General features: G+C 58.8%; 16 protein-coding genes. 9 read left to right on the top strand and 7 right to left on the bottom strand.

Features of this window, described 5'->3' with window-relative positions:
- A partial coding sequence (gene argE, locus ERD80_RS06405) for an acetylornithine deacetylase (RefSeq protein WP_136546249.1) occupies positions 1–1,077 on the top strand: 1,077 nt, incomplete at its 5' end.
- Positions 1,078–1,326: 249 nt separating this feature from the next.
- Positions 1,327–3,978, top strand: a complete 2,652-nt coding sequence (gene ppc, locus ERD80_RS06410; RefSeq protein WP_031279588.1) for a phosphoenolpyruvate carboxylase — start codon at positions 1,327–1,329, stop codon at positions 3,976–3,978.
- Between the two features lie 76 nt (positions 3,979–4,054).
- Here ppc and metF read toward each other — a convergent pair whose 3' ends face one another.
- The 3 genes from metF to metB form a co-directional block, all read right to left on the bottom strand.
- Positions 4,055–4,951 (bottom strand): methylenetetrahydrofolate reductase, encoded by an 897-nt coding sequence (gene metF, locus ERD80_RS06415; protein ID WP_021506834.1) that lies wholly within the window; start codon positions 4,949–4,951, stop codon positions 4,055–4,057.
- 215 nt (positions 4,952–5,166) lie between these two features.
- The gene (locus ERD80_RS06420) at positions 5,167–7,599 is read right to left on the bottom strand and encodes a bifunctional aspartate kinase/homoserine dehydrogenase II (RefSeq protein WP_021506835.1); all 2,433 of its coding nucleotides are present in this window, start codon (positions 7,597–7,599) and stop codon (positions 5,167–5,169) included.
- Positions 7,600–7,601: 2 nt separating this feature from the next.
- Positions 7,602–8,762, bottom strand: a complete 1,161-nt coding sequence (gene metB, locus ERD80_RS06425; protein WP_021506836.1) for a cystathionine gamma-synthase — start codon at positions 8,760–8,762, stop codon at positions 7,602–7,604.
- A gap of 279 nt (positions 8,763–9,041) precedes the next feature.
- Here metB and metJ point away from each other — a divergent pair, with 279 nt between their 5' ends.
- Complete coding sequence (metJ, locus tag ERD80_RS06430; protein WP_007885403.1) at positions 9,042–9,359, top strand: met regulon transcriptional regulator MetJ; 318 nt, start codon at positions 9,042–9,044, stop codon at positions 9,357–9,359.
- Positions 9,360–9,436: 77 nt separating this feature from the next.
- Here the strand turns inward: metJ and rpmE are convergent, their stop codons facing one another.
- Positions 9,437–9,652 (bottom strand): 50S ribosomal protein L31, encoded by a 216-nt coding sequence (gene rpmE / locus ERD80_RS06435; RefSeq protein WP_021506837.1) that lies wholly within the window; start codon positions 9,650–9,652, stop codon positions 9,437–9,439.
- A gap of 276 nt (positions 9,653–9,928) precedes the next feature.
- On the opposite strand from rpmE, the gene priA reads away from it, so the two are divergent.
- From priA to ERD80_RS06465, 6 genes are all read left to right on the top strand, one after another.
- On the top strand, positions 9,929–12,127 hold the full coding sequence (gene priA, locus ERD80_RS06440; protein ID WP_136546251.1) for a primosomal protein N': 2,199 nt from the start codon (positions 9,929–9,931) through the stop codon (positions 12,125–12,127).
- A gap of 166 nt (positions 12,128–12,293) precedes the next feature.
- Positions 12,294–13,331, top strand: a complete 1,038-nt coding sequence (gene cytR / locus ERD80_RS06445) for a DNA-binding transcriptional regulator CytR (protein WP_021506839.1) — start codon at positions 12,294–12,296, stop codon at positions 13,329–13,331.
- A 153-nt stretch (positions 13,332–13,484) separates the two neighbouring features.
- Positions 13,485–14,384, top strand: coding sequence for a cell division protein FtsN (ftsN, locus tag ERD80_RS06450; protein ID WP_072208558.1), 900 nt, complete (start codon positions 13,485–13,487; stop codon positions 14,382–14,384).
- A gap of 142 nt (positions 14,385–14,526) precedes the next feature.
- On the top strand, positions 14,527–15,057 hold the full coding sequence (hslV, locus tag ERD80_RS06455) for an ATP-dependent protease subunit HslV (protein WP_031279590.1): 531 nt from the start codon (positions 14,527–14,529) through the stop codon (positions 15,055–15,057).
- An 11-nt stretch (positions 15,058–15,068) separates the two neighbouring features.
- The gene (gene hslU, locus ERD80_RS06460; RefSeq protein WP_021506842.1) at positions 15,069–16,403 is read left to right on the top strand and encodes an HslU--HslV peptidase ATPase subunit; all 1,335 of its coding nucleotides are present in this window, start codon (positions 15,069–15,071) and stop codon (positions 16,401–16,403) included.
- A gap of 149 nt (positions 16,404–16,552) precedes the next feature.
- A complete protein-coding gene (locus tag ERD80_RS06465; RefSeq protein ID WP_021506843.1) occupies positions 16,553–16,915 on the top strand; it encodes a YibL family ribosome-associated protein in 363 nt (120 codons plus the stop codon).
- A gap of 6 nt (positions 16,916–16,921) precedes the next feature.
- On the opposite strand, the gene ERD80_RS06470 is transcribed toward ERD80_RS06465, so the two are convergent.
- The 3 genes from ERD80_RS06470 to ERD80_RS06480 all read right to left on the bottom strand — a co-directional run bounded on the left by ERD80_RS06470 (position 16,922) and on the right by ERD80_RS06480 (position 19,863).
- Entirely contained in the window at positions 16,922–17,884 is a 963-nt protein-coding gene (locus ERD80_RS06470; RefSeq protein WP_136546253.1) for a VirK/YbjX family protein, read from the bottom strand.
- Positions 17,885–18,061: 177 nt separating this feature from the next.
- A complete protein-coding gene (gene sodA / locus ERD80_RS06475) occupies positions 18,062–18,679 on the bottom strand; it encodes a superoxide dismutase [Mn] (protein ID WP_021506845.1) in 618 nt (205 codons plus the stop codon).
- A gap of 158 nt (positions 18,680–18,837) precedes the next feature.
- Positions 18,838–19,863: a LacI family DNA-binding transcriptional regulator gene (locus ERD80_RS06480; RefSeq protein WP_021506846.1), complete on the bottom strand. Its 1,026-nt coding sequence runs from the start codon at positions 19,861–19,863 to the stop codon at positions 18,838–18,840.
- Positions 19,864–20,094: the final 231 nt, after the last annotated feature.

Genomic DNA, 20,094 nt, shown 5'->3' on the forward strand with positions numbered 1-20,094 from the left:
GACAGCGCGCTGGATCAGAGCAATGAAACTTTAATCAATTTGCTGGCGGGCTGGTTCCGCGATCTCGGCTTCAGCGTGGAAGTCCAGCCGGTGCCGGGTACACGCCACAAATTCAATCTACTGGCGCGCAGCGGCAGCGGCGCAGGTGGCCTGCTGCTGGCGGGCCATACCGACACCGTGCCGTACGACGACGGCCGCTGGACGCGCGATCCCTTCACCCTGACCGAACACGACAACAAGCTGTACGGCTTAGGCACCGCCGACATGAAAGGCTTCTTTGCCTTTATTCTTGATGCGCTGCGTGACGTTGACGTGACGAAGCTCAGCAAACCGCTGTACATCCTCGCCACCGCCGATGAAGAAACCACGATGGCCGGCGCGAAATACTTCTCTGAATCGACCCAGCTGCGGCCGGACTGCGCCATCATCGGCGAACCGACGTCGCTGAAACCGGTGCGCGCCCACAAAGGCCATCTGTCGCACGCCATACGCATTCAGGGTCAGTCCGGGCACTCCAGCGATCCGGCGCGCGGCGTGAACGCTATCGAGCTGATGCATGAATCCATTACTCAGCTGATGCAGTTGCGTAATACGCTGAAAGAGCGCTATCACCACGACGGCTTCGCCATTCCATATCCGACCATGAATTTTGGCCATATCCACGGCGGCGACGCGGCGAACCGCATCTGCGCCTGCTGCGAGCTGCATATGGATATCCGTCCGCTGCCGGGACTGACGCTGAGCGATCTCGACGGTTTACTCAATGAAGCGCTGGCACCGGTGAGCGCGCGCTGGCCGGGCCGTCTGACCGTAGGTGAGCTGCATCCGCCGATTCCCGGTTACGAATGCCCGGCCGATCATGAACTGGTCAAAGTGGTGGAGAAGCTGCTGGGCGTGCCGACAGAAGTGGTGAATTACTGCACCGAAGCGCCGTTTATCCAGCAGTTGTGCCCGACGCTGGTATTAGGGCCTGGATCCATCAATCAGGCGCATCAGCCAGATGAGTTTATTGATACTGCATTTATTAAGCCGACTCATGCGCTTATCACTCAGGTTGTACAGCATTTTTGCCATTGATGATTAAAAGATGGGGCATTTCACTGCGAAATCAGCAAATTGCCCCGTCATTATCCGGGATTTGATAATAAGAATAACTTATCCCACCTCCTGTCAATTAAATTCGATGAATTTCCGATAGTTAGCAGCACGATACCGGCAATTTAAGTCAATTGACGAACAGGAAGAACCGTGGCTAGATAAAAGACGATGTTATGCCCGTTGGGTATAGAGGTTTTATATTTAAGACGATAAGGGTGTCAGGGTCACATGAACGAACAATATTCCGCAATGCGAAGTAATGTCAGTATGCTCGGCAAACTGCTCGGGGATACGATAAAGGATGCACTGGGAGAGAACATCCTCGATCGGGTGGAGACCATCCGCAAGCTCTCTAAGTCATCCCGTGCAGGAAATGACACTCATCGTAAGGAACTGCTCTCCACGCTGCAAAACCTGTCTAACGACGAGCTGCTGCCGGTGGCACGCGCGTTCAGCCAGTTCCTTAACCTCACCAACGTGGCAGAACAGTATCAAACCATTTCGCGCAGCGGCGACGGTGCTAACCATCCGGAGCTGCTGAAAAAGACCTTCGAGCGCCTGAAGCAGCAGAGCGATCTCAGCGAGCCGGCCATCCGCCAGGCGATTGAGGAGCTGTCGCTGGAGCTGGTGCTCACCGCCCACCCGACCGAAATTACCCGCCGCACGCTGATCCACAAGCTGGGCGAAGTGAACAGCTGTCTGCAGCAGCTCGACCACAGTGACATCACCGACTACGAACGCAACCAGGTTATGCGCCGTCTGCGTCAGCTGGTAGCGCAGGCATGGCACACCGATGAGATCCGTAAATATCGCCCGACGCCGGTAGATGAAGCCAAATGGGGCTTCGCGGTGGTGGAGAACAGCCTGTGGGAAGGCGTGCCAGCGTTTCTGCGCGAGCTGAACCAGCAGGTGGAAGAGAGCTTCGGCATCCAGCTGCCGGTGGATTTTGTGCCAATCAAATTTACCTCGTGGATGGGCGGCGACCGTGACGGTAACCCGAACGTCACCGCACCGATTACCCGCCACGTAATGCAGCTAAGCCGCTGGAAAGCCGCCGACCTGTTCCTGCGCGACATCGGCGTGCTGGTGTCCGAGCTGTCGATGTCCGAGTGCAGCGACGAAGTGCGCGAACTGTGTGGCGATGCGGAGGCGCTGGAGCCGTATCGTGTGATTCTGAAGCGTATCCGCAGCCAGCTGATGAGCACCCAGAGCTATCTGGAGCGCCGTCTGAAGGGTGAGCGCCTGCCGCGTCCGGCCGATCTGCTGGTTTCAAACGATCAGCTGTGGCAGCCACTGTTTGCTATTTACCAGTCGCTGCAGCAGTGCGGCATGGGCATTATCGCCAACGGCCAGCTGCTGGATACGCTGCGCCGCGTGAAGTGCTTCGGCGTGCCGCTGGTGCGCATCGATATCCGTCAGGAGAGCACCCGCCACACCGAAGCGATTGCCGAAGTGACGCGCTATCTCGGACTGGGCGACTATGAAAGCTGGTCAGAAGCCGATAAGCAGGCGTTCCTGATCCGTGAACTGAATTCCAAGCGGCCGCTGCTGCCGCGGCAGTGGGAGCCCAGCGACAACACGCGTGAAGTGCTGGATACCTGTAAAGTAGCGGCAGAAGCGCCGCAGGGCTCGATTGCCGCCTATGTGATTTCGATGGCCAAAACGCCGTCTGACGTGCTGGCGGTGCATCTGCTGCTGAAAGAGGCCGGCATCCCTTACGCAATGCCGGTGGCGCCGCTGTTTGAAACCCTCGACGATCTCAACAACGCCAATGACGTGATGAGCCAGCTGCTGAATATCGACTGGTATCGCGGCTTCATCAACGGCAAGCAGATGGTGATGATTGGCTATTCCGACTCGGCAAAAGATGCTGGCGTGATGGCAGCCAGCTGGGCGCAGTATCAGGCCCAGGATGCACTGATTAAAACCTGCGACAAAGCCGGCATTACCCTGACGCTGTTCCACGGACGCGGCGGTTCGATTGGCCGCGGTGGCGCACCGGCGCATGCAGCACTACTGTCACAGCCGCCGGGCAGCCTGAAAGGCGGCCTGCGCGTGACCGAACAGGGCGAAATGATCCGCTTCAAATATGGCCTGCCGGAAGTCACCATCGCCAGCCTGTCGCTCTACACCGGGGCGATTCTGGAAGCCAACCTGCTGCCACCGCCGGAGCCAAAACGCGAATGGCAGGAAATCATGAACGGTCTGTCAGCCTATTCGTGCGCCATGTACCGCGGCTATGTGCGTGAAAATCCGGACTTCGTACCCTACTTCCGCTCGGCGACGCCAGAGCAGGAGCTGGGCAAACTGCCGCTCGGGTCGCGCCCGGCGAAACGGCGTCCGACCGGCGGCGTTGAGTCGCTGCGCGCCATTCCGTGGATCTTCGCCTGGACGCAGAACCGCCTGATGCTGCCCGCGTGGCTGGGGGCCGGCGCGGCGCTGCAGAAAGCGATGGACGAAGGCCATCAGGATCAGCTGGAAACTATGTGCAGCGAATGGCCGTTCTTCGCCACGCGCCTCGGCATGCTGGAGATGGTGTTCTCGAAGGCTGACCTGTGGCTGGCGGAGTATTACGATCAGCGTCTGGTGGATAAATCGCTGTGGCCGCTCGGCAAACAGCTGCGCGATCAGCTCGATGCCGACATCAAAGCGGTGCTGACCATCGCGAACGATGCGCATCTGATGGCGGACCAGCCGTGGATCGCCGAATCCATTGCGCTGCGTAACGTCTACACCGATCCGCTCAACGTGCTGCAGGCGGAACTGCTGCAGCGTGCGCGTGCGCAGGAAGAGCGCGGCGACGAACCTGATGCGCGCGTAGAACAGGCGCTGATGGTCACTATCGCTGGCGTCGCGGCCGGCATGCGTAACACCGGCTAACGGCTGGCGGCGCATCACGCCTCGCACAGCAAAAAGGGGGCCCTGAGGCCCCCTTCTCTTTTTTATCCTTTCACGCTTATGCCGCCAGCGTCGGGCGAACACCCAGCGTGTGGCAGATAGCGTAGCTCATCTCGGCGCGGTTCAGCGTGTAGAAATGAAAGTCCTTCACCCCTTCGCGCGACAGGATTTTCACCATGTCCATGGCGATGTTGGCACCGACCATTTTGCGCGTTTCCGCATCATCATCCAGCCCGTCAAACATGGCGTTCATCCAGCCCGGTACGCGCACGTTGGTCATGGTGGCGAAACGCTGCAGCTGTTTAAAGTTGGAGACCGGCAGAATGCCCGGCACGATCTCCACGTCGATACCGGTGGCCACGCAGCGATCGCGAAAGCGCAGATAGCTCTCCACATCGAAGAAAAACTGGGTGATCGCGCGACTGGCGCCGGCATCAATTTTTCGCTTCAGGTTGATCAGATCTGCCTGCGCACTCTTCGCTTCCGGATGCACTTCGGGATAGGCCGCTACCGAGATGTCGAAATCACCGACCTCTTTCAGCAGCGACACCAGATCGCTGCCGTACATGTCTGGTTTGCCGCCGCCCGGTGGTAAATCGCCGCGCAGCGCCACGATATGACGAATGCCGTTATTCCAGTAGTCACGCGCAATGGCGCGCAGTTCATCACGCGTCGCATCAATACAGGTGAGGTGCGGTGCCGCTTCCAGTCCGGTGCGCTCTTTAATGCCTTTGATGATGCTGTGAGTGCGATCGCGCTCGCCGGAGTTGGCTCCGTAAGTGACCGAGACGAATTTGGGTTTCAGGCTGCTCAGGCGGTCGATTGAGTTCCACAGGGTTGCTTCCATTTCGCTGGTGCGGGGCGGGAAAAACTCAAAAGAGACATTAATTTGCCCGTTCAGCTCAGCCAGGCTCTGGTTCAGCGCTTCGCGCTGATTAGCATGAAAGAAACTCATCCTGTTACCTCATCATCACATATCGATTAATTTGCGAACCGCGAACATCCATACGTTTAGACGTCCAGATGCACAAAATGAACGATCTTCAGCTTAGCGTCAACATAAAATTGCTTGCCGGGCGTGACAAATATTCAACCAAAGTGAAAGGGATTCACCTGACGGGGGAAGCAGAGGAAAAAACGCAGACAGCGGACGCCGTCTGCGCAGCAGGTTTACAGCAGTTGGGCGAGACGATTGATATCAGACTGTAGCGCACCGGCGGTGACATCCCGGCCGGCACCTGGCCCGCGGATCACCAGCGGATTGTCGCGATACCAGCGGCTTTCGATGGCAAACACGTTATCGCACGGCAGCAGCGCCGCCAGCGGATGCTCCGGACGCACCGCTTCCACGCCAACGCGCGCTTTACCGTTGGCATCGAAACGCGCCACGTAGCGCAGCACCAGCCCCATCTCCTGTGCGGCTTCGAAGCGCTGCAGCATCTGCTCGTTCAGCTCGTCGGCGTTTTCAAAGAAGTGGTCGATGGATTCACCTTCGCACTGTGACGGCACCAGTGATTCAACCCGCACCTGATCCGGCTCGATATCGTAACCGGCTTCGCGCGCCAGAATCACCAGTTTGCGCATCACATCCTGACCGGAGAGATCGACGCGCGGGTCGGGCTCGGTTAAGCCCTGCTGCCACGCCTGATCGACCAGCTCGCTGAACGGCACCGTGCCGTCAAACTGCAGGAACAGCCACGACAGGGTGCCGGAGAAGATACCGCTGATCGCCAGAATGCTGTCGCCGCTTTCACGCAGGTCGCGCACCGTATGATTGACCGGCAATCCGGCACCCACGGTCGCGTTATACAGCCAGTGGCGACCGGTTTTGGCGAAGGCATCGCGTACCTGACGCCAGCTCTGGCCGCTGGCAGCGCCGGCCACTTTGTTGGCGCTGATGACGTGGAAGCCGTGGCTGGCAAAATCGTGATACTGCTGCGCCAGCGAATCACTGGCGGTGACGTCGAGCACCACCAGATCGTCAAACGGGTGCGCGCGCATCCACAGGAACAGCGACTCTTCGTCGCGCGCTTCGGCTTCATCATCAAAGAAGGCCAGCGCCCGGCTGGCGTCGAGACCGTCGTAGCTCAGCAGGCTGCGGCTACTGTCCGCCACGCCCGCCAGCACAAATTCAAACCCGGTACGCGCCGACAGCGTCTCCTGCTCGCGCGCGAACAGCTCCAGCCAGCGTGAACCGATATTGCCTTTGCCAAACAGAATCAGGCCGATGCGCTTCTCGGCGCGGAACAGCGACTGGTGCAGTCCCTGAATCAGATGCTGGGTCGGTCCGACGCGCAGCACCGCCACCAGGCTGATGTGATCTTCTGACTGCCAGACGAATTCGACCGGCTGGTCTTTGATCTGCTGCCAGAAGCGATGGCTGTGCAGCGGATTACGCGTTACGCCAGCACCGACCAGCGCCACCAGCGCCAGACCGTCGCGCAGCTGCAGATGACCGGGCAGCGCCGCGTCCTGCAGCAGGTTGAAGGCGCTGTTGACCACTTCCGAGGTGTAACACAGCTGCAGCAGGCGACGATCCGGATGGATACCCATCGCCAGCGGACGCAGCTGCGCGCGCTTCAGCAGCAGATCGATCTCTTTCTGCTGGGTAGCAAAATCGTGGCTATCGGGAATCTGAATCTCAACCAGGCAGACATCGTCGTGGCTGGTGACAATGCGCGCGCCGGTGCCGGACGCCAGCACGCGCTCAATGCGCGTTGAGCCCTGCTCCGGCTGATAGCTACAGCGCAGCTGTAAATCGATGTCGCTGTTGGAGACCGGCTGCAGCGTACGCGTGTGCAGCACCGGCGCCGCCAGTCGGGCCAGCTCGCTGGCCTCATCCAGCCGCAGTAGCGGCAGCAGGCAGGCATCGGAAACCTTGCGCGGGTCCGCACTGTAAACGCCCGCCACGTCGCTCCAGATGGTGACGCGGTTCACGCCCGCCAGCGCGCCAATCTGTGTTGCCGAGTAGTCAGAGCCGTTACGGCCGAGCAGTACGGTTTCGCCCGCTTCGCTGCGGCTGATAAAGCCAGTGACTACCAGACGCTTATGCGGATGCTGCGCCAGCAGCGCCTGCAGCAGCGGCCAGGATTTGCCTTCATCTACCTGCGGCTGTGCCGCACGTTCGGCACGCAGGAAGTCGCGTGCGTCCAGCCACGCCGCTTCGATATCGCGCTGGCTGAGTACCGCCGCCATCAGGCGCGCCGACCAGATTTCGCCGTGGCCAACCACTTCGGCGTACACCGCATCGGTGATGGCGCCGTCGAGCAGCGCCGCCAGGCGTTCAAGATCGCGGATGAAGGCTGCGGTCAGGGTTTCTGCATATTCAGCAGGCAGCAGTGCAGCGATCAGCTCGCTGTGAAAACGGCGTAACGCCTGTTGCACCTGATGGGCCGATAAGCGATCGCTCTGGCTCAGCTTGAGCCAGCTGATCAGCTGGTTAGTGGTGCTGCCTGCGGCAGAGACCACCATTAAGTCGCCCGGCTGGCTGTAATCGGCCATGATACCGGCGACGCGCTGATAACAGCGCGCGTCGGCCAGGCTACTGCCACCAAATTTATGCAACTGCTTGATCGGCGTTCCCGCGCCTGCTGAAATCGTCATGGTTACCCCTCGGCTGCGATCCTGAATGCATTATCCAGGTCGGCGATTAAATCTTCGTGATCTTCAATTCCGACAGAAATACGCAGCAGCGAGTCGGAAATGCCCGCTGCGGCACGCGCGTCCGCCGACATGCCGGCGTGCGTCATGGTGGCGGTATGCGAAATCAGACTTTCCACGCCGCCCAGCGACTCCGCTAGCGTAAACAGCTGCAGCGCTTTCAGGAAGCGGCGCAGCCGCGCCTCATCGGCGTCGAGTTCAAAACTGAGCATGGCGCCAAAACCGCGCTGCTGACGCGCGGCAAACTGGTGGCCGGCGTTCTCTGGCAGAGACGGATGATACAGCTTTTTCACCAGCGGTTGTTGCTTCAGGTAATCAACAATCGCCAGTGCGTTACGCTGCGCCGCCGCCATGCGCGGTGCCAGGGTGCGCAGGCCGCGCAGCAGCAGATAGCTGTCAAACGCCGCGCCGGTGACGCCAATGTTATTCGCCCACCAGGCGAGTTCCGTGACCAGCGCCGGATCTTTAGCAATGACCGCACCGGCCACCACGTCCGAGTGACCATTGAGATATTTGGTGCAGGAGTGGATCACCAGATCGGCACCCAGCGCCAGCGGGTTCTGCAGCGCCGGGCTGAGGAAGGTGTTGTCCACTACGCTCACCGCACCGGCAGCACGCGCGGCGGCGCAGATGGCCGCAATGTCCACCACGCGCAGCAGCGGATTGCTCGGGCTTTCGACCAGCACCAGCTTTGGTTTTTCCGCCAGCGCCGCCGCCAGCGCCGCTTCATCGCCCTGATCGACAAACTTCACGCGGTAAGCGCCGCGCTTGCTCAGGCTGTCAAACAGACGATAGCTGCCGCCGTAGCAGTCGTGCGGCGCCACCAGCAGATCGCCTGGCTTCAGGAACACCGTCGTCACCAGATGAATCGCCGACATCCCGGTGTTGGTCAGCACAGCGCCCGCGCCCCCTTCCAGCTCAGCCAGCGCGCGCTGGACCACATCGCGCGTCGGGTTACCACGGCGTGAATAGTCATGCGCGCGCGGCTCGTTGAAATCGAGGAAGTTATAGGTGCTGGAGAGGTGAATCGGTGGGACAACGCAGCCATATTGCTCGTCATCATTCAAACCGCTGCGTACTGCGATGGTTGCCTGTTTACGCGTCATGGTGCTTACTGTTCCTGAAGTGTAATAAAAAAGTGGCAACAGAATAACATTCCGCAACTGGACGTCAATACATCTGGACATCTAAATGTCTTTGCGTATAGATTGAGCAAAGCCGCAATACCCGCTAAAATTACGCGTCATCGCCTGGTGTTCAGCGCGCTTTCCTGTGAAACGCGATGTGTAAGCATAAAACCGGCAGTTTAAGCGGTCAGGCATCGAAAAATCGGGCATAATCAACGGATTTCCCCATATTCAACTTTTTATTGATTAAGGTAACCCATGGCTGAATGGAACGGCGAATATATCAGCCCTTACGCTGAACACGGTAAGAAGAGCGAGCAGGTTAAGAAGATTACAGTTTCTATCCCGCTGAAAGTGCTGAAGATTTTAACGGATGAGCGTACCCGTCGTCAGGTGAACAATCTGCGTCACGCCACCAACAGCGAACTGCTGTGCGAAGCCTTTTTGCATGCCTTCACCGGGCAACCGCTGCCGAATGATGTTGATCTGCGTAAAGAGCGCAGCGACGAGATTCCGGAAGAAGCAAAACAGATTATGCGTGAGATGGGCATCGATCCCGACAGCTGGGAATACTGAGGCCAGAAATAAAAAAACCCAGCCGAGGCTGGGTTTTTTCTTGCAACCGAATCGTGAAGATTCGCCGGCAAATAATCTTATTTCTTGCTGCCTGGGATGCTGAAACGCTTGTTAAAGCGATCAACACGACCACCAGAGTCAACAACACGCTGCTTACCGGTGTAGAACGGGTGGCATTTGCCGCACACGTCCAGGTTCAGGGTACCAGTCATGGTTGAACGGGTGTTGATCACGTTGCCGCAAGAGCAGGTGATGGTCACAGCTTCGTATTTCGGGTGAATACCTTGTTTCATGGGAGAACCTCATAAAAGGCCGTGTCGCTCTCCGTGCCAGGCGAACCTGCACAGCACCACACGCGGTTAATAAATGGTGTATCTTTGACGAGTCATCTCATCAAAGGCGGCATAGTATACAGAAAATGAGCGCATTGATCAAATCCGCGCAATGCGCCATGCTCTGCCACTCCGGGTAAACGCCTGCAGCCAGCGCCGCCGCGCGCTGAAGTATGACGGGGGTGACGCCAGCGTGTACACTACTTCTCCTTTTTACAGAACCGGATAGAGATCGACATGCCCGTTGTTCAGGTTGCCCTGCCCGTTCCGCTGCCTCGCCTGTTTGACTACCTGCTGCCCGCCGATGCGCCGCAGCCGGTGGCCGGCGCGCGCGTGAGCGTACCGTTCGGCAACCGGAAAATGACGGGCATCGTGGTTAGCACGCACGCCACCAGCGATCTTCCCCTTGCCCAGCTGAAGCAGATTGATGCGTTGCTCGACGACCGCTCGCTGTTCTCACCCGCGCTGTGGCGCATCCTCAACTGGGCCGCTGGCTACTATCACTCTCCGCTCGGCGAAGTGCTCAGCCATGCGCTGCCGGTGCTGCTACGTCAGGGCAAGCCGGCCCAGGAAGCGCCGCTGTGGCAGTGGGTAGTGAACGAAGCCGGGCGCGAAGTGGCGCTGGAAAGCCTGAAGCGCGCGCCGAAACAGCAGCAGGCGCTGGCGGCGTTGCGTCAGCGACCGCTGTATCGTCACCAGCTCGGCGAGCAGGATTTTACCGATGCCGCGCTGCAGGCACTGCGCGCTAAAGGGCTGTGCGACCTGCGCGAACATGCGCCACAGCAGCACGACTGGCGCGCCAGTTTTGCGGTGAAAGGTGAACGGCTGCGGCTGAATACCGATCAGGCGATGGCGGTGGGCGCCATTCGCAGCGAGGACGAGCATTACGCCGCGTGGCTGCTGGCAGGCATCACCGGATCGGGTAAAACCGAGGTCTATCTCAGCGTGCTGGAGAATGTGCTGGCGCGCGGCAAACAGGCGCTGGTGCTGGTGCCGGAAATTGGCCTGACGCCGCAAACCATCGCCCGTTTCCGTGAACGCTTCGATGCGCCGATTGATGTGCTGCACTCGGCGCTCAATGACAGCGAGCGTCTGGCGGTCTGGCTGCGCGCGCGCAGCGGCGAGACCGCCATTGTTATCGGCACACGATCCGCGCTGTTCACACCGCTGGCGCGGCCGGGCGTGATCATCATTGATGAAGAACACGACAGCTCCTACAAACAGCAGGAGGGCTGGCGCTACCAGGCGCGCGATCTGGCGGTATTCCGCGCTCACGAAGAAGATGTGCCGATTGTGATGGGCTCGGCGACGCCGGCGCTGGAGACGCTGCACAACGTGCGTGTCGGCAAATATCGCCAGCTCAACCTGACCAAACGCGCCGGTAACGCCAAACCGGCGCTGCAGCAGCTAATCGATCTCAAGGGGCAGCAGCTGAAAGGCGGTCTCGCGCCAGCGCTGCTGGGCAAGATGCGCCAGCACCTGCAGGCGGATAATCAGGTTCTGCTGTTTCTCAATCGCCGCGGCTTTTCGCCAGCGCTGATGTGCCACGACTGCGGCTGGCTGGCGGAGTGCCAGCGCTGCGACAGTTATTACACGCTGCATCAGCAGCATCGTCAGCTGCGCTGTCACCACTGCGACAGCCAGCGTCCGCTGCCGCATCAGTGTCCGGGCTGCGGTTCAACCCATCTGCTGCCGGTCGGCGTGGGCACGGAACAGCTGGAGCAGCAGCTCAGCATGCTGTTTCCTGGCGTACCGGTGTCGCGCATCGATCGCGACACCACCAGCCGCAAAGGCGCGCTGGAACAGCATCTGGCCGATGTGCATCGCGGCGGGGCGCGCATTCTGGTCGGCACGCAGATGCTGGCCAAAGGCCATCACTTCCCGGACGTGACGCTGGTATCGCTGCTGGATGTCGATGGCGCGCTGTTTTCTGCGGATTTCCGTGCCGCCGAGCGCTTTGCCCAGCTCTATACGCAGGTCGCAGGGCGCGCCGGCCGCGCCGGTAAGCAGGGCGAAGTGTTACTGCAGACGCACCATCCGGAACATCCACTGCTGCAAACGCTGCTGCATCGCGGCTATTTTGCGTTTGCCGATCAGACGCTGCTGGAGCGTCAGTCAGTGCAGCTGCCACCGTGGACCAGCCACGCACTGTTTCGCGCTGAAGATCTGGATAACGCGCAGGCGGCGGAGTTCCTTACGCAGCTACGTAACCTGCTGGAAGCCAGCCCGCTCAAAGATGAGGCGATGTGGCTGATGGGGCCGGTGCCGGCGCTGGCACCGAAGCGCAGCGGACGCTGGCGCTGGCAACTGCTGCTACAGCATCCATCGCGCAAGCGGCTGCAGCAGTTGCTGAGCAGTTCACTGCCGCTGGTCACCACCCTGCCCGCCGCGCGCAAAGTCAAATGGACGCTGGATATCGACCCCACCGAGAGTTAAGCCGCGCCACATCTGCGAGCCAGATCGAAAAAAGTCGCACAAGTCACAATTTTTATGCAAATTAAGTAACAACCTCACACGGCGTTGGGTTAACAATAGTGCCCGTCCCGGCACTGGGCCGGCTATGTGTGAATATCTATGCGCTGTACCGCGTCAGGAGTTAACGTTGGATCAGAAGCAACCCTCATCGGCAGCCACCATGAAAGATGTGGCCGAGCAGGCTGGCGTCTCCACCGCCACGGTTTCGCGCGCGCTGATGAATCCGGAAAAAGTCTCCGCCGCGACCCGGCAGAAAGTGGAACAGGCGGTGCAGGCCGTCGGCTATGCGCCGCATGGTCTGGCGCGCAACGCCAAACGCGGCGACACGCAAACCATTCTGGTGATTGTGCCGGACATCTGTGACCCTTTCTTCAGCGAGATTATCCGCGGCGTGGAAGTGACCGCCGCGCAGGAAGGCTATCTGGTGCTGATTGGTGACTGCGCCCATCAGGATCAGCAGGAGAAAACCTTCCTTAACCTGATGCTGACGCGCCAGATTGACGGCATGGTACTGCTGGGTTCGCAGCTGCCGTTTGACGCCGGCATTGAAGATCAGCGCAATCTGCCGCCGATGGTGATGGGCAACGAGTTCGCGCCGGAGATGGCGCTGCCCACGGTGCATATCGATAACCTGACCGCGGCCTTTGAAGCGGTGAATCATCTGTTACAGCTGGGCCATCGGCAGATCGCCTGCATCACCGGACCGGAACATATCCCGCTCAGCCAGTATCGGCTGCAGGGCTACATCCAGGCGCTGCGCCGCAGCAATATCGCCATTGATCCCACGCTGATTGTGCACGGCGACTTCACCTTTGAAGCCGGTGCCAGCGCGCTGAAGCAGCTGATGAGCCTGCCGCAGCCGCCGAAAGCCCTGTTCTGCCATAGCGATCTGATGGCGCTTGGCGCGATGAACCAGGCGCGCAAGCTGGGAATGCGTATTCCGCAGGATCTGTCGGTGGTCGGCTTCGATGATATCGAGCTGGCGCAATACTACGATCCGCCCCTGACCACCGTGGCACAGCCGCGTTTTGCCATTGGCCGCGAAGCGATGCTGCTGCTGCTGGATGAGCTGCAGGGCAAACGGGTCAACAACGGTTCACGCCTGCTCGACGCCGAACTCCGCGTCCGCGGCAGTACTGCACCGGCAGCAAAACGCGAAAAATGAATGCGGGAACCCTGCATTTTCAGCAGATTCTGAAGGCAGACTGTGCTGGTCAAAGTTCCAGCCCTTGAGTAACATGACGCATTCCTTGCCGGGCAAAATTAACACCCCATTTACACGCCCAGTGGCATTTTTTTGAAGGGTATCAGAACGAAAGTGGCACAGAGAGATTACGTAGGCCGCGGGCGTTCAACAGGGACGCGTCGCAAAAAACCCGCAGGCCGCAGCAAGAAAAGCAAAGGCGGCTCCGGCACTTCAAAGCTGATGATAGTACTGGCCGTGGCAGTGCTGGTGACCTTTGCCGGTGGTTTATGGTTCATCTCGCATCACAAAAAAGAAGAAACACCGGTGATTCCGAATCATAAAGCCAACGGTAATGGCCTGCCGCCGAAGCCGGAAGAGCGCTGGAAGTACATCAAAGAGCTGGAAAATCGTCAGGTGACCGTGCCGTCGCCCACCGAGCCGTCTGCCGGTGGCGAAATCAAGTCGCAAACTCAGCTGACCGACGAACAGCGTCAGCTGCTGGAGCAGATGCAGGCCGATATGCGCCAGCAGCCAACCCAGCTGAATGAAGTGCCGTGGAACGAACAAACCCCGGCTCAGCGCCAGCAAACCCTGCAGCGTCAGCAGCAGGCACAACAGCAACAACAACAGTTGCAGCGTCAGCAACAGCAGTTACAGCAGCAGCGTCAGCAACAGTTGCAGCAGCAGCGCCAGCAGGAATTGCAGCAGCAGGCGGCACGCCAGCAGCAGCAACAGGCCGCGCCGATCACTCGCGAGCCGGCGAAGCCGCAGGAGAGCGCCAAAGCCAAAACGGAAGAGAAAGCGAGCACCCAGCGCTGGATGGTGCAGTGTGGCTCGTTTAAAGGAACCGATCAGGCGGAATCGGTACGCGCCGGTCTGGCGTTTGAAGGTTTCGAAAGCCGCATCACGACTGGCGGCGGCTGGAATCGCGTGGTGATTGGGCCGTTTAAAGACCGCAGCAGCGCAGACAGCACCGTGAAGCGCCTGCACAGCTCCGGCCACAGCAGCTGTATCCCGCTCGCCCTGCCTTAACCCTCCCTGCTCGCCCCCGGCAATTTGCAGCATCAGATATTGCCGGGGGTTGAAACCCCACAGGATTACCCCATATCTGGTTGCATGATACGCCGCGCCCGCTGCGCGGTGTCTTTTTTCCACTGCAACAAGGGGTCTGCCCGTGACAACAATAGTAAGTGTACGACGCAACGGCCGGGTCGTGATCGGCGGTGATGGCCAGGCGACGCTCGGCAATACCGTAATGAAAGGCAATGTTAAAAAGGTGCGTCGTCTTTACAACGACAAAGTGATCGCGGGCTTTGCTGGCGGCACCGCAGATGCCTTTACCCTGTTTGAACTGTTCGAACGCAAACTGGAGATGCATCAGGGCCATCTGGTGAAAGCCGCGGTCGAACTGGCGAAAGACTGGCGTACTGACCGGATGCTGCGCCGCCTTGAAGCGCTGCTGGCGGTTGCCGATGAGAACTCCTCGCTGATCATCAGCGGTAACGGTGACGTGATTCAGCCGGAAAATGACCTGATTGCCATCGGTTCCGGCGGGCCTTACGCCCAGGCAGCCGCCCGCGCGCTGCTGGAGAACACGGAGATGGGTGCGCACGATATCGTAGCCAAAGCGCTGAATATCGCCGGTGATATCTGCATCTACACCAACCACAACATTAACTACGAAGAATTACCGTCTAAGGCGTAAGGACCAAAACCATGTCTGAGATGACTCCACGCGAGATTGTCAGCGAGCTTAACCGCTTCATCATCGGCCAGGACGGCGCCAAAAAAGCGGTCGCCATTGCGCTGCGTAACCGCTGGCGCCGCATGCAGCTTGACGAAGAGCTGCGCCATGAAGTGACCCCAAAAAACATCCTGATGATCGGCCCAACCGGCGTCGGTAAAACCGAAATCGCCCGCCGTCTGGCGAAGCTGGCCAATGCGCCATTCATCAAAGTTGAAGCCACTAAATTCACCGAAGTGGGCTATGTCGGGAAAGAAGTGGATTCGATTATTCGCGATCTGACGGACTCCGCCATCAAGATGGTGCGCAGCCAGGCGATCGAGAAAAACAAATACCGCGCTGAAGAGATGGCAGAAGATCGCATTCTGGATGTGCTGATCCCGCCAGCGAAAAACAACTGGGGCCAGCCGGAACAGAGCGCTGAGCCGTCCGCTGCGCGCCAGTCGTTCCGCAAAAAGCTGCGCGAAGGCCAGCTGGATGACAAAGAGATTGAGATCGATCTGGCTGCTGCACCGATGGGCGTTGAAATCATGGCGCCTCCGGGCATGGAAGAGATGACCAGCCAGCTGCAGTCGATGTTCCAGAACCTCGGCGGCCAGAAGCAGAAACCGCGTAAGCTGAAAATTAAAGACGCGATGAAGCTGCTGATAGAAGAAGAAGCGGCCAAGCTGGTGAACCCGGAAGAGCTGAAGCAGGACGCCATCGACGCGGTTGAACAGCACGGTATCGTGTTCATCGACGAAATCGACAAAATCTGTAAGCGCGGCGGCCAGTCGTCGGGCCCGGATGTGTCACGTGAGGGCGTACAGCGCGATCTGCTGCCGCTGGTGGAAGGCTGCACCGTGTCCACTAAACACGGCATGGTCAAAACCGACCATATCCTGTTTATCGCCTCCGGTGCGTTCCAGGTGGCCAGCCCGTCGGATCTGATTCCGGAGCTGCAGGGTCGTCTGCCGATTCGCGTTGAGCTGCAGGCGCTGACGGTCAATGATTTCGAACGCATCCTGACCGAGCCGAACGCGTCCGTGACTGTACAGTACAAAGCGCTGATGGGCACCGAAGGCGTTAACGTTGAATTCACCGAAGACGGCATTCGTCGCATCGCCGAAGCGGCGTGGCAGGTGAACGAAACCACCGAGAACATCGGTGCACGTCGTCTGCACACCGTGCTGGAGCGTCTGATGGAAGATATCTCCTACGACGCCAGCGATCGCCACGGCGAATCGATCACCATCGATGCCGAATACGTTGGTCAGCATCTGGATGAACTGGTGGCCGACGAAGATCTCAGCCGCTTCATTCTGTAATTCCAGCCAATACCCAGCCTTGCGCTGGGTATTTTTTTGCCCGCACGCCGCGCTGCACCCGATTATCCCGTTGCCTCTGTTGTCGCTGCGCTGCAAAAGCGGGCGGATTTGATGTATCCTTTGCCTGTTTTCCTTAATGAGTTTTCCCAATGAAAGAACAAGAAAAAGCCGAGATTAAACGTCTCAGCGACCAGCTGGACGCGCTGAATCGCAAAGAACCGCAGCTGCTTGAAGCGGGCGATGCCGAAAAGCTTGGCGCGCTGCTGAAAGAGAAAGAGACGCTGGTGCAGGAAATTGAGCGTCTGCGCAACGTGCGCGAAGAGAAGCTGAGCAAAGAAGCGCAGCAGCTGAAAAAGCTGCCGTTCAGCCGTGAAATCACCAAAAAAGAGCAGGCCAACATGGGCGCGCTGAAGAAAAGCGTGCGCGGCCTGGTGGTGGTACACCCGATGACCGCGCTGGGACGCGAGATGGGGCTGAAGGTGATGACCGGCTACGCGAAGCAGCCGTTCTGATTGCCGTTACGCGGCGTGGGCCACGTCGCGTTCTGCCCCGGCAGCCTGCAGCACCTGCTGCGCCAGCGTATCCAGCAAGGCATAGCGGCGGCGATACTCCGCGCGCTTCTTGCTGGCAATCTCTTCCAGATCTTTACGAGCCATGCTCAGCGGCAGCGTAAACAGCTCATCACCCCGCATTTCCCCGCCCAGTGACAGCCAGAACTCGCTATAGCTGGCAAAGAATTTATCACCTTTGCTGTGACGGTAGCGCAGGCTGCGGAAAACATGAGTGGTATCGCCGACGGCGGTAATGGCCTGTACGCCGCACTGTGCCGCCAGAATAAATACCGCTTCCATCAGCAGACGCTTAGGAAATACGCCGTGCGCGGCTTTGGTGGCATCGCGAATAACGTCACTGGAAATATGTTTCCGCGGCCCCTGCAAGCCCCCAATTAATAGCGTGCGCTGCTGCTGTTCCTGAATAATAGAGAATGACAGCGAGGCCAGCGTCATGTCCTGATAATTAAGCAGCAGCGTAATTTCCCCTTCCCGGTCGTAATGGCCGGAGCAGCAATAAATCGCAAACTGCTCCTCGTTTTTGCCGCTGAAACGGGCAAGCAGATTACCGCTCGGGCTCAGCAGCAACTGGCGCAGCTGATTATTCGCCAGCTTGTCCATCAATTGATAATGATCGAGAATCGCCTGCGCACGCTGCGCCACGCTGAAACCGGCGCGCAAATAGGGACGATGCGGCTTAGCCGGCAGTAAGCCCTGGCTGTTTAACAGCTGCGGCAGAAAAGAGAGTCTGGCCAGCTGATGGAGATAATTAAAGGTGGTCAGTGGAAATACCGCTGACCTTAAGGCAAATTTCAGGCGAAATTGCTGGCTATTCCACAGCTTATTTGGCCGCAGCTTTCCACTGACTAAAGGTATAAACAGCGCGGCCGACGAAACGGAGTCCGGCTCAGAATGTGTAATAATAGACATGATTATTTTTACGTCGCGAGATAACTGAAGGCTACTGTATGCCCCAAATTATCAACGGCGCGTTAATAACCACTTTAGCCTGGTCATGACGTGGTGTTTGTTGAGCTGCGGTTTAGGATGGCGATAAAAAAAACGGTGCACGCAGGCACCGGTTATTCACATAGCGTAAGCCAGAACTTATTTTGCCGAGGCGAAACGTGCCGCTGCTTCGTCCCAGTTCACCACGTTCCAGAACGCTTTGATGTAGTCAGGGCGCTTGTTCTGATACTTCAGATAGTAAGCGTGCTCCCACACATCCAGACCGATGATTGGGAAACCAGACACGCCAGCGATGGCTTCGCCCATCAGCGGGTTGTCCTGGTTAGCGGTTGAAACGACCGCCAGCTTGTCGCCTTTTTTCACCAGCCACGCCCAGCCAGAGCCAAAACGGGTCGCGGCCGCTTTCTCGAACTCTTCCTGGAATTTCTCAACGCTACCGAAATCTTTTTCGATTGCTGCTTTCAGATCGCCCTGCAGCGTGGTGCCGGTTTTCAGGCCTTTCCAGAACAGGCTGTGGTTAGCGTGGCCACCAGCGTTGTTACGCAGTGGGCCTTTTTTGTCTGCTGGCAGCTGATCCAGTTTGGTGATCAGTTCATCAACCGGCAGGTTTGCGAATTCGGTACCTTCCAGCGCCGCGTTGGCGTTGTTAACGTAGGTCTGGTGATGTTTAGTGTGATGGATTTCCATCGTCTGCTTGTCGAAGTGCGGTTCCAGTGCGTCGTAGGCGTACGGCAGGGATGGCAGTGAATAACTCATGTTCTTCCTCTCCATTTAGTGTTTGGCAGCACAACCTTGCTGGTGTGCCGCATAAGCAGTCGGATCATTATAGTTAAAATCATGATCCGGAAAAGGGTTATCAATGCCTTAGTAATGATAAGGATTTGATCAATCTGGCAAAAGGTGCGCACACACGGCTACACCTTGTGCGTACTGGCGCGCAGCTTAAGCTGCACCGGCAACTCATTGATGGCAGGCGGTTCGTCGCCGTTGAGCGCCGCCAGCAGGCGTTTACCGGCCATGCGCCCCATCTCCTCGTACGGCAGCACAATGCTGGTCAGCGGCGGCGAACACACCGCCGCCAGCGGGCCACCGCCGATGCTGGCAATCGCCAGCTGGCTGGGCACCGAGACGCCCGCCGCGTGACAGGCCATGATAGCGCCGCACGCCACTTCATCGCTGGTACAGATCAGGACGTCCAGTTCCGGCCAGGTGAGACGGATCTCTGCCAGCAGGCTGTGGCCGGCGGCAAAGGTGGGCATTTTCGGTGAGGTCACTACGCGGTGCGGTGCCAGATTCAGCGCCAGCATTCCGCTGTGCCAGCCATTGAGCAGCTGACGGAAAATAGTGCTGTGCGTTTGTGTGCACAGCAGGCCGGGATGACGATAGCCGCGCTCCACCAGGCTGTTTACCAGCTGGCGAATGGCTTTCGCATAGTCCACGCCGATGCTGATGCCGGCAGAATCCTGATGCACGCCGCCGATGTCCATCACCGGAAGGCCGGAGTTGCTCAGCAGGCGCTGCGCTTCGGCGGCATTGTCGAAATTGAAGTGCACCATCGCGGCCGGGTTGTAGGAGAGCAGCATCTCGATCAGCTCGCTCTCCTCCGCCGCCGAGTGATTGGCTTCGGCCAGCATCATGTTATAGCCCTGCGGCCGCAGCACCTCCTGCAGTGCCTCTGACACAATCGCGCTGCCCGGCGTCGCAAATGAGGGTACCACCATGGTGATCAGCCGCGACGAGGCTGACGCCAGGTTACGCGCCTGCACGTTGGGCACATAGGCCAGTTCCGCGACGGCCGCGTCGATCCTTGCGCGAATTTCGGGCGACACTTTCTCCGGCATACGCAAAGCGCGCGACGCCGTCATGGCGCTGACACCGACCAAACGGGCAACATCGGCCAGCGTGCTTTTGCCGGTACTGCGCCGTCGTTTTTCTGTCATGCGTTCTCCTGTCTCTACCCTGCTGGTTCCGGGTAGCGCTCGATTTATCCGCACGCAGCTTAAAACCAAAAGCAAATTGGTGCCATGTTAAAAACCACAGAATCGGGCATGTCTCATTGGCTGCGTAATTTTCGCTGGCCTGAGCATGTCACCCCGGCCTCAGCGTGACAAACCGCGCGCGCAAAAATGTTATCGCTAACACACTTTTTAACATCACTCGTGTTAGCGCTA

The organism is Pantoea sp. R102 (assembly GCF_004916815.1).
In the GTDB taxonomy this organism is placed as follows: domain Bacteria; phylum Pseudomonadota; class Gammaproteobacteria; order Enterobacterales; family Enterobacteriaceae; genus Pantoea; species Pantoea dispersa.

Excerpts from the sequence above, each read along its gene's own strand:
- ERD80_RS06480 (WP_021506846.1), bottom strand. The coding sequence starts at position 19,863 with ATGACAGAAAAACGACGGCGCAGTACCGGCAAAAGCACGCTGGCCGAT.
- ERD80_RS06465 (WP_021506843.1), top strand. The coding sequence starts at position 16,553 with ATGAAAGAACAAGAAAAAGCCGAGATTAAACGTCTCAGCGACCAGCTG.
- ERD80_RS06470 (WP_136546253.1), bottom strand. The coding sequence starts at position 17,884 with ATGTCTATTATTACACATTCTGAGCCGGACTCCGTTTCGTCGGCCGCG.
- hslU (WP_021506842.1), top strand. The coding sequence starts at position 15,069 with ATGTCTGAGATGACTCCACGCGAGATTGTCAGCGAGCTTAACCGCTTC.
- rpmE (WP_021506837.1), bottom strand. The coding sequence starts at position 9,652 with ATGAAACAAGGTATTCACCCGAAATACGAAGCTGTGACCATCACCTGC.
- metJ (WP_007885403.1), top strand. The coding sequence starts at position 9,042 with ATGGCTGAATGGAACGGCGAATATATCAGCCCTTACGCTGAACACGGT.
- metF (WP_021506834.1), bottom strand. The coding sequence starts at position 4,951 with ATGAGTTTCTTTCATGCTAATCAGCGCGAAGCGCTGAACCAGAGCCTG.
- sodA (WP_021506845.1), bottom strand. The coding sequence starts at position 18,679 with ATGAGTTATTCACTGCCATCCCTGCCGTACGCCTACGACGCACTGGAA.
- priA (WP_136546251.1), top strand. The coding sequence starts at position 9,929 with ATGCCCGTTGTTCAGGTTGCCCTGCCCGTTCCGCTGCCTCGCCTGTTT.
- ppc (WP_031279588.1), top strand. The coding sequence starts at position 1,327 with ATGAACGAACAATATTCCGCAATGCGAAGTAATGTCAGTATGCTCGGC.
- ERD80_RS06420 (WP_021506835.1), bottom strand. The coding sequence starts at position 7,599 with ATGACGATTTCAGCAGGCGCGGGAACGCCGATCAAGCAGTTGCATAAA.
- metB (WP_021506836.1), bottom strand. The coding sequence starts at position 8,762 with ATGACGCGTAAACAGGCAACCATCGCAGTACGCAGCGGTTTGAATGAT.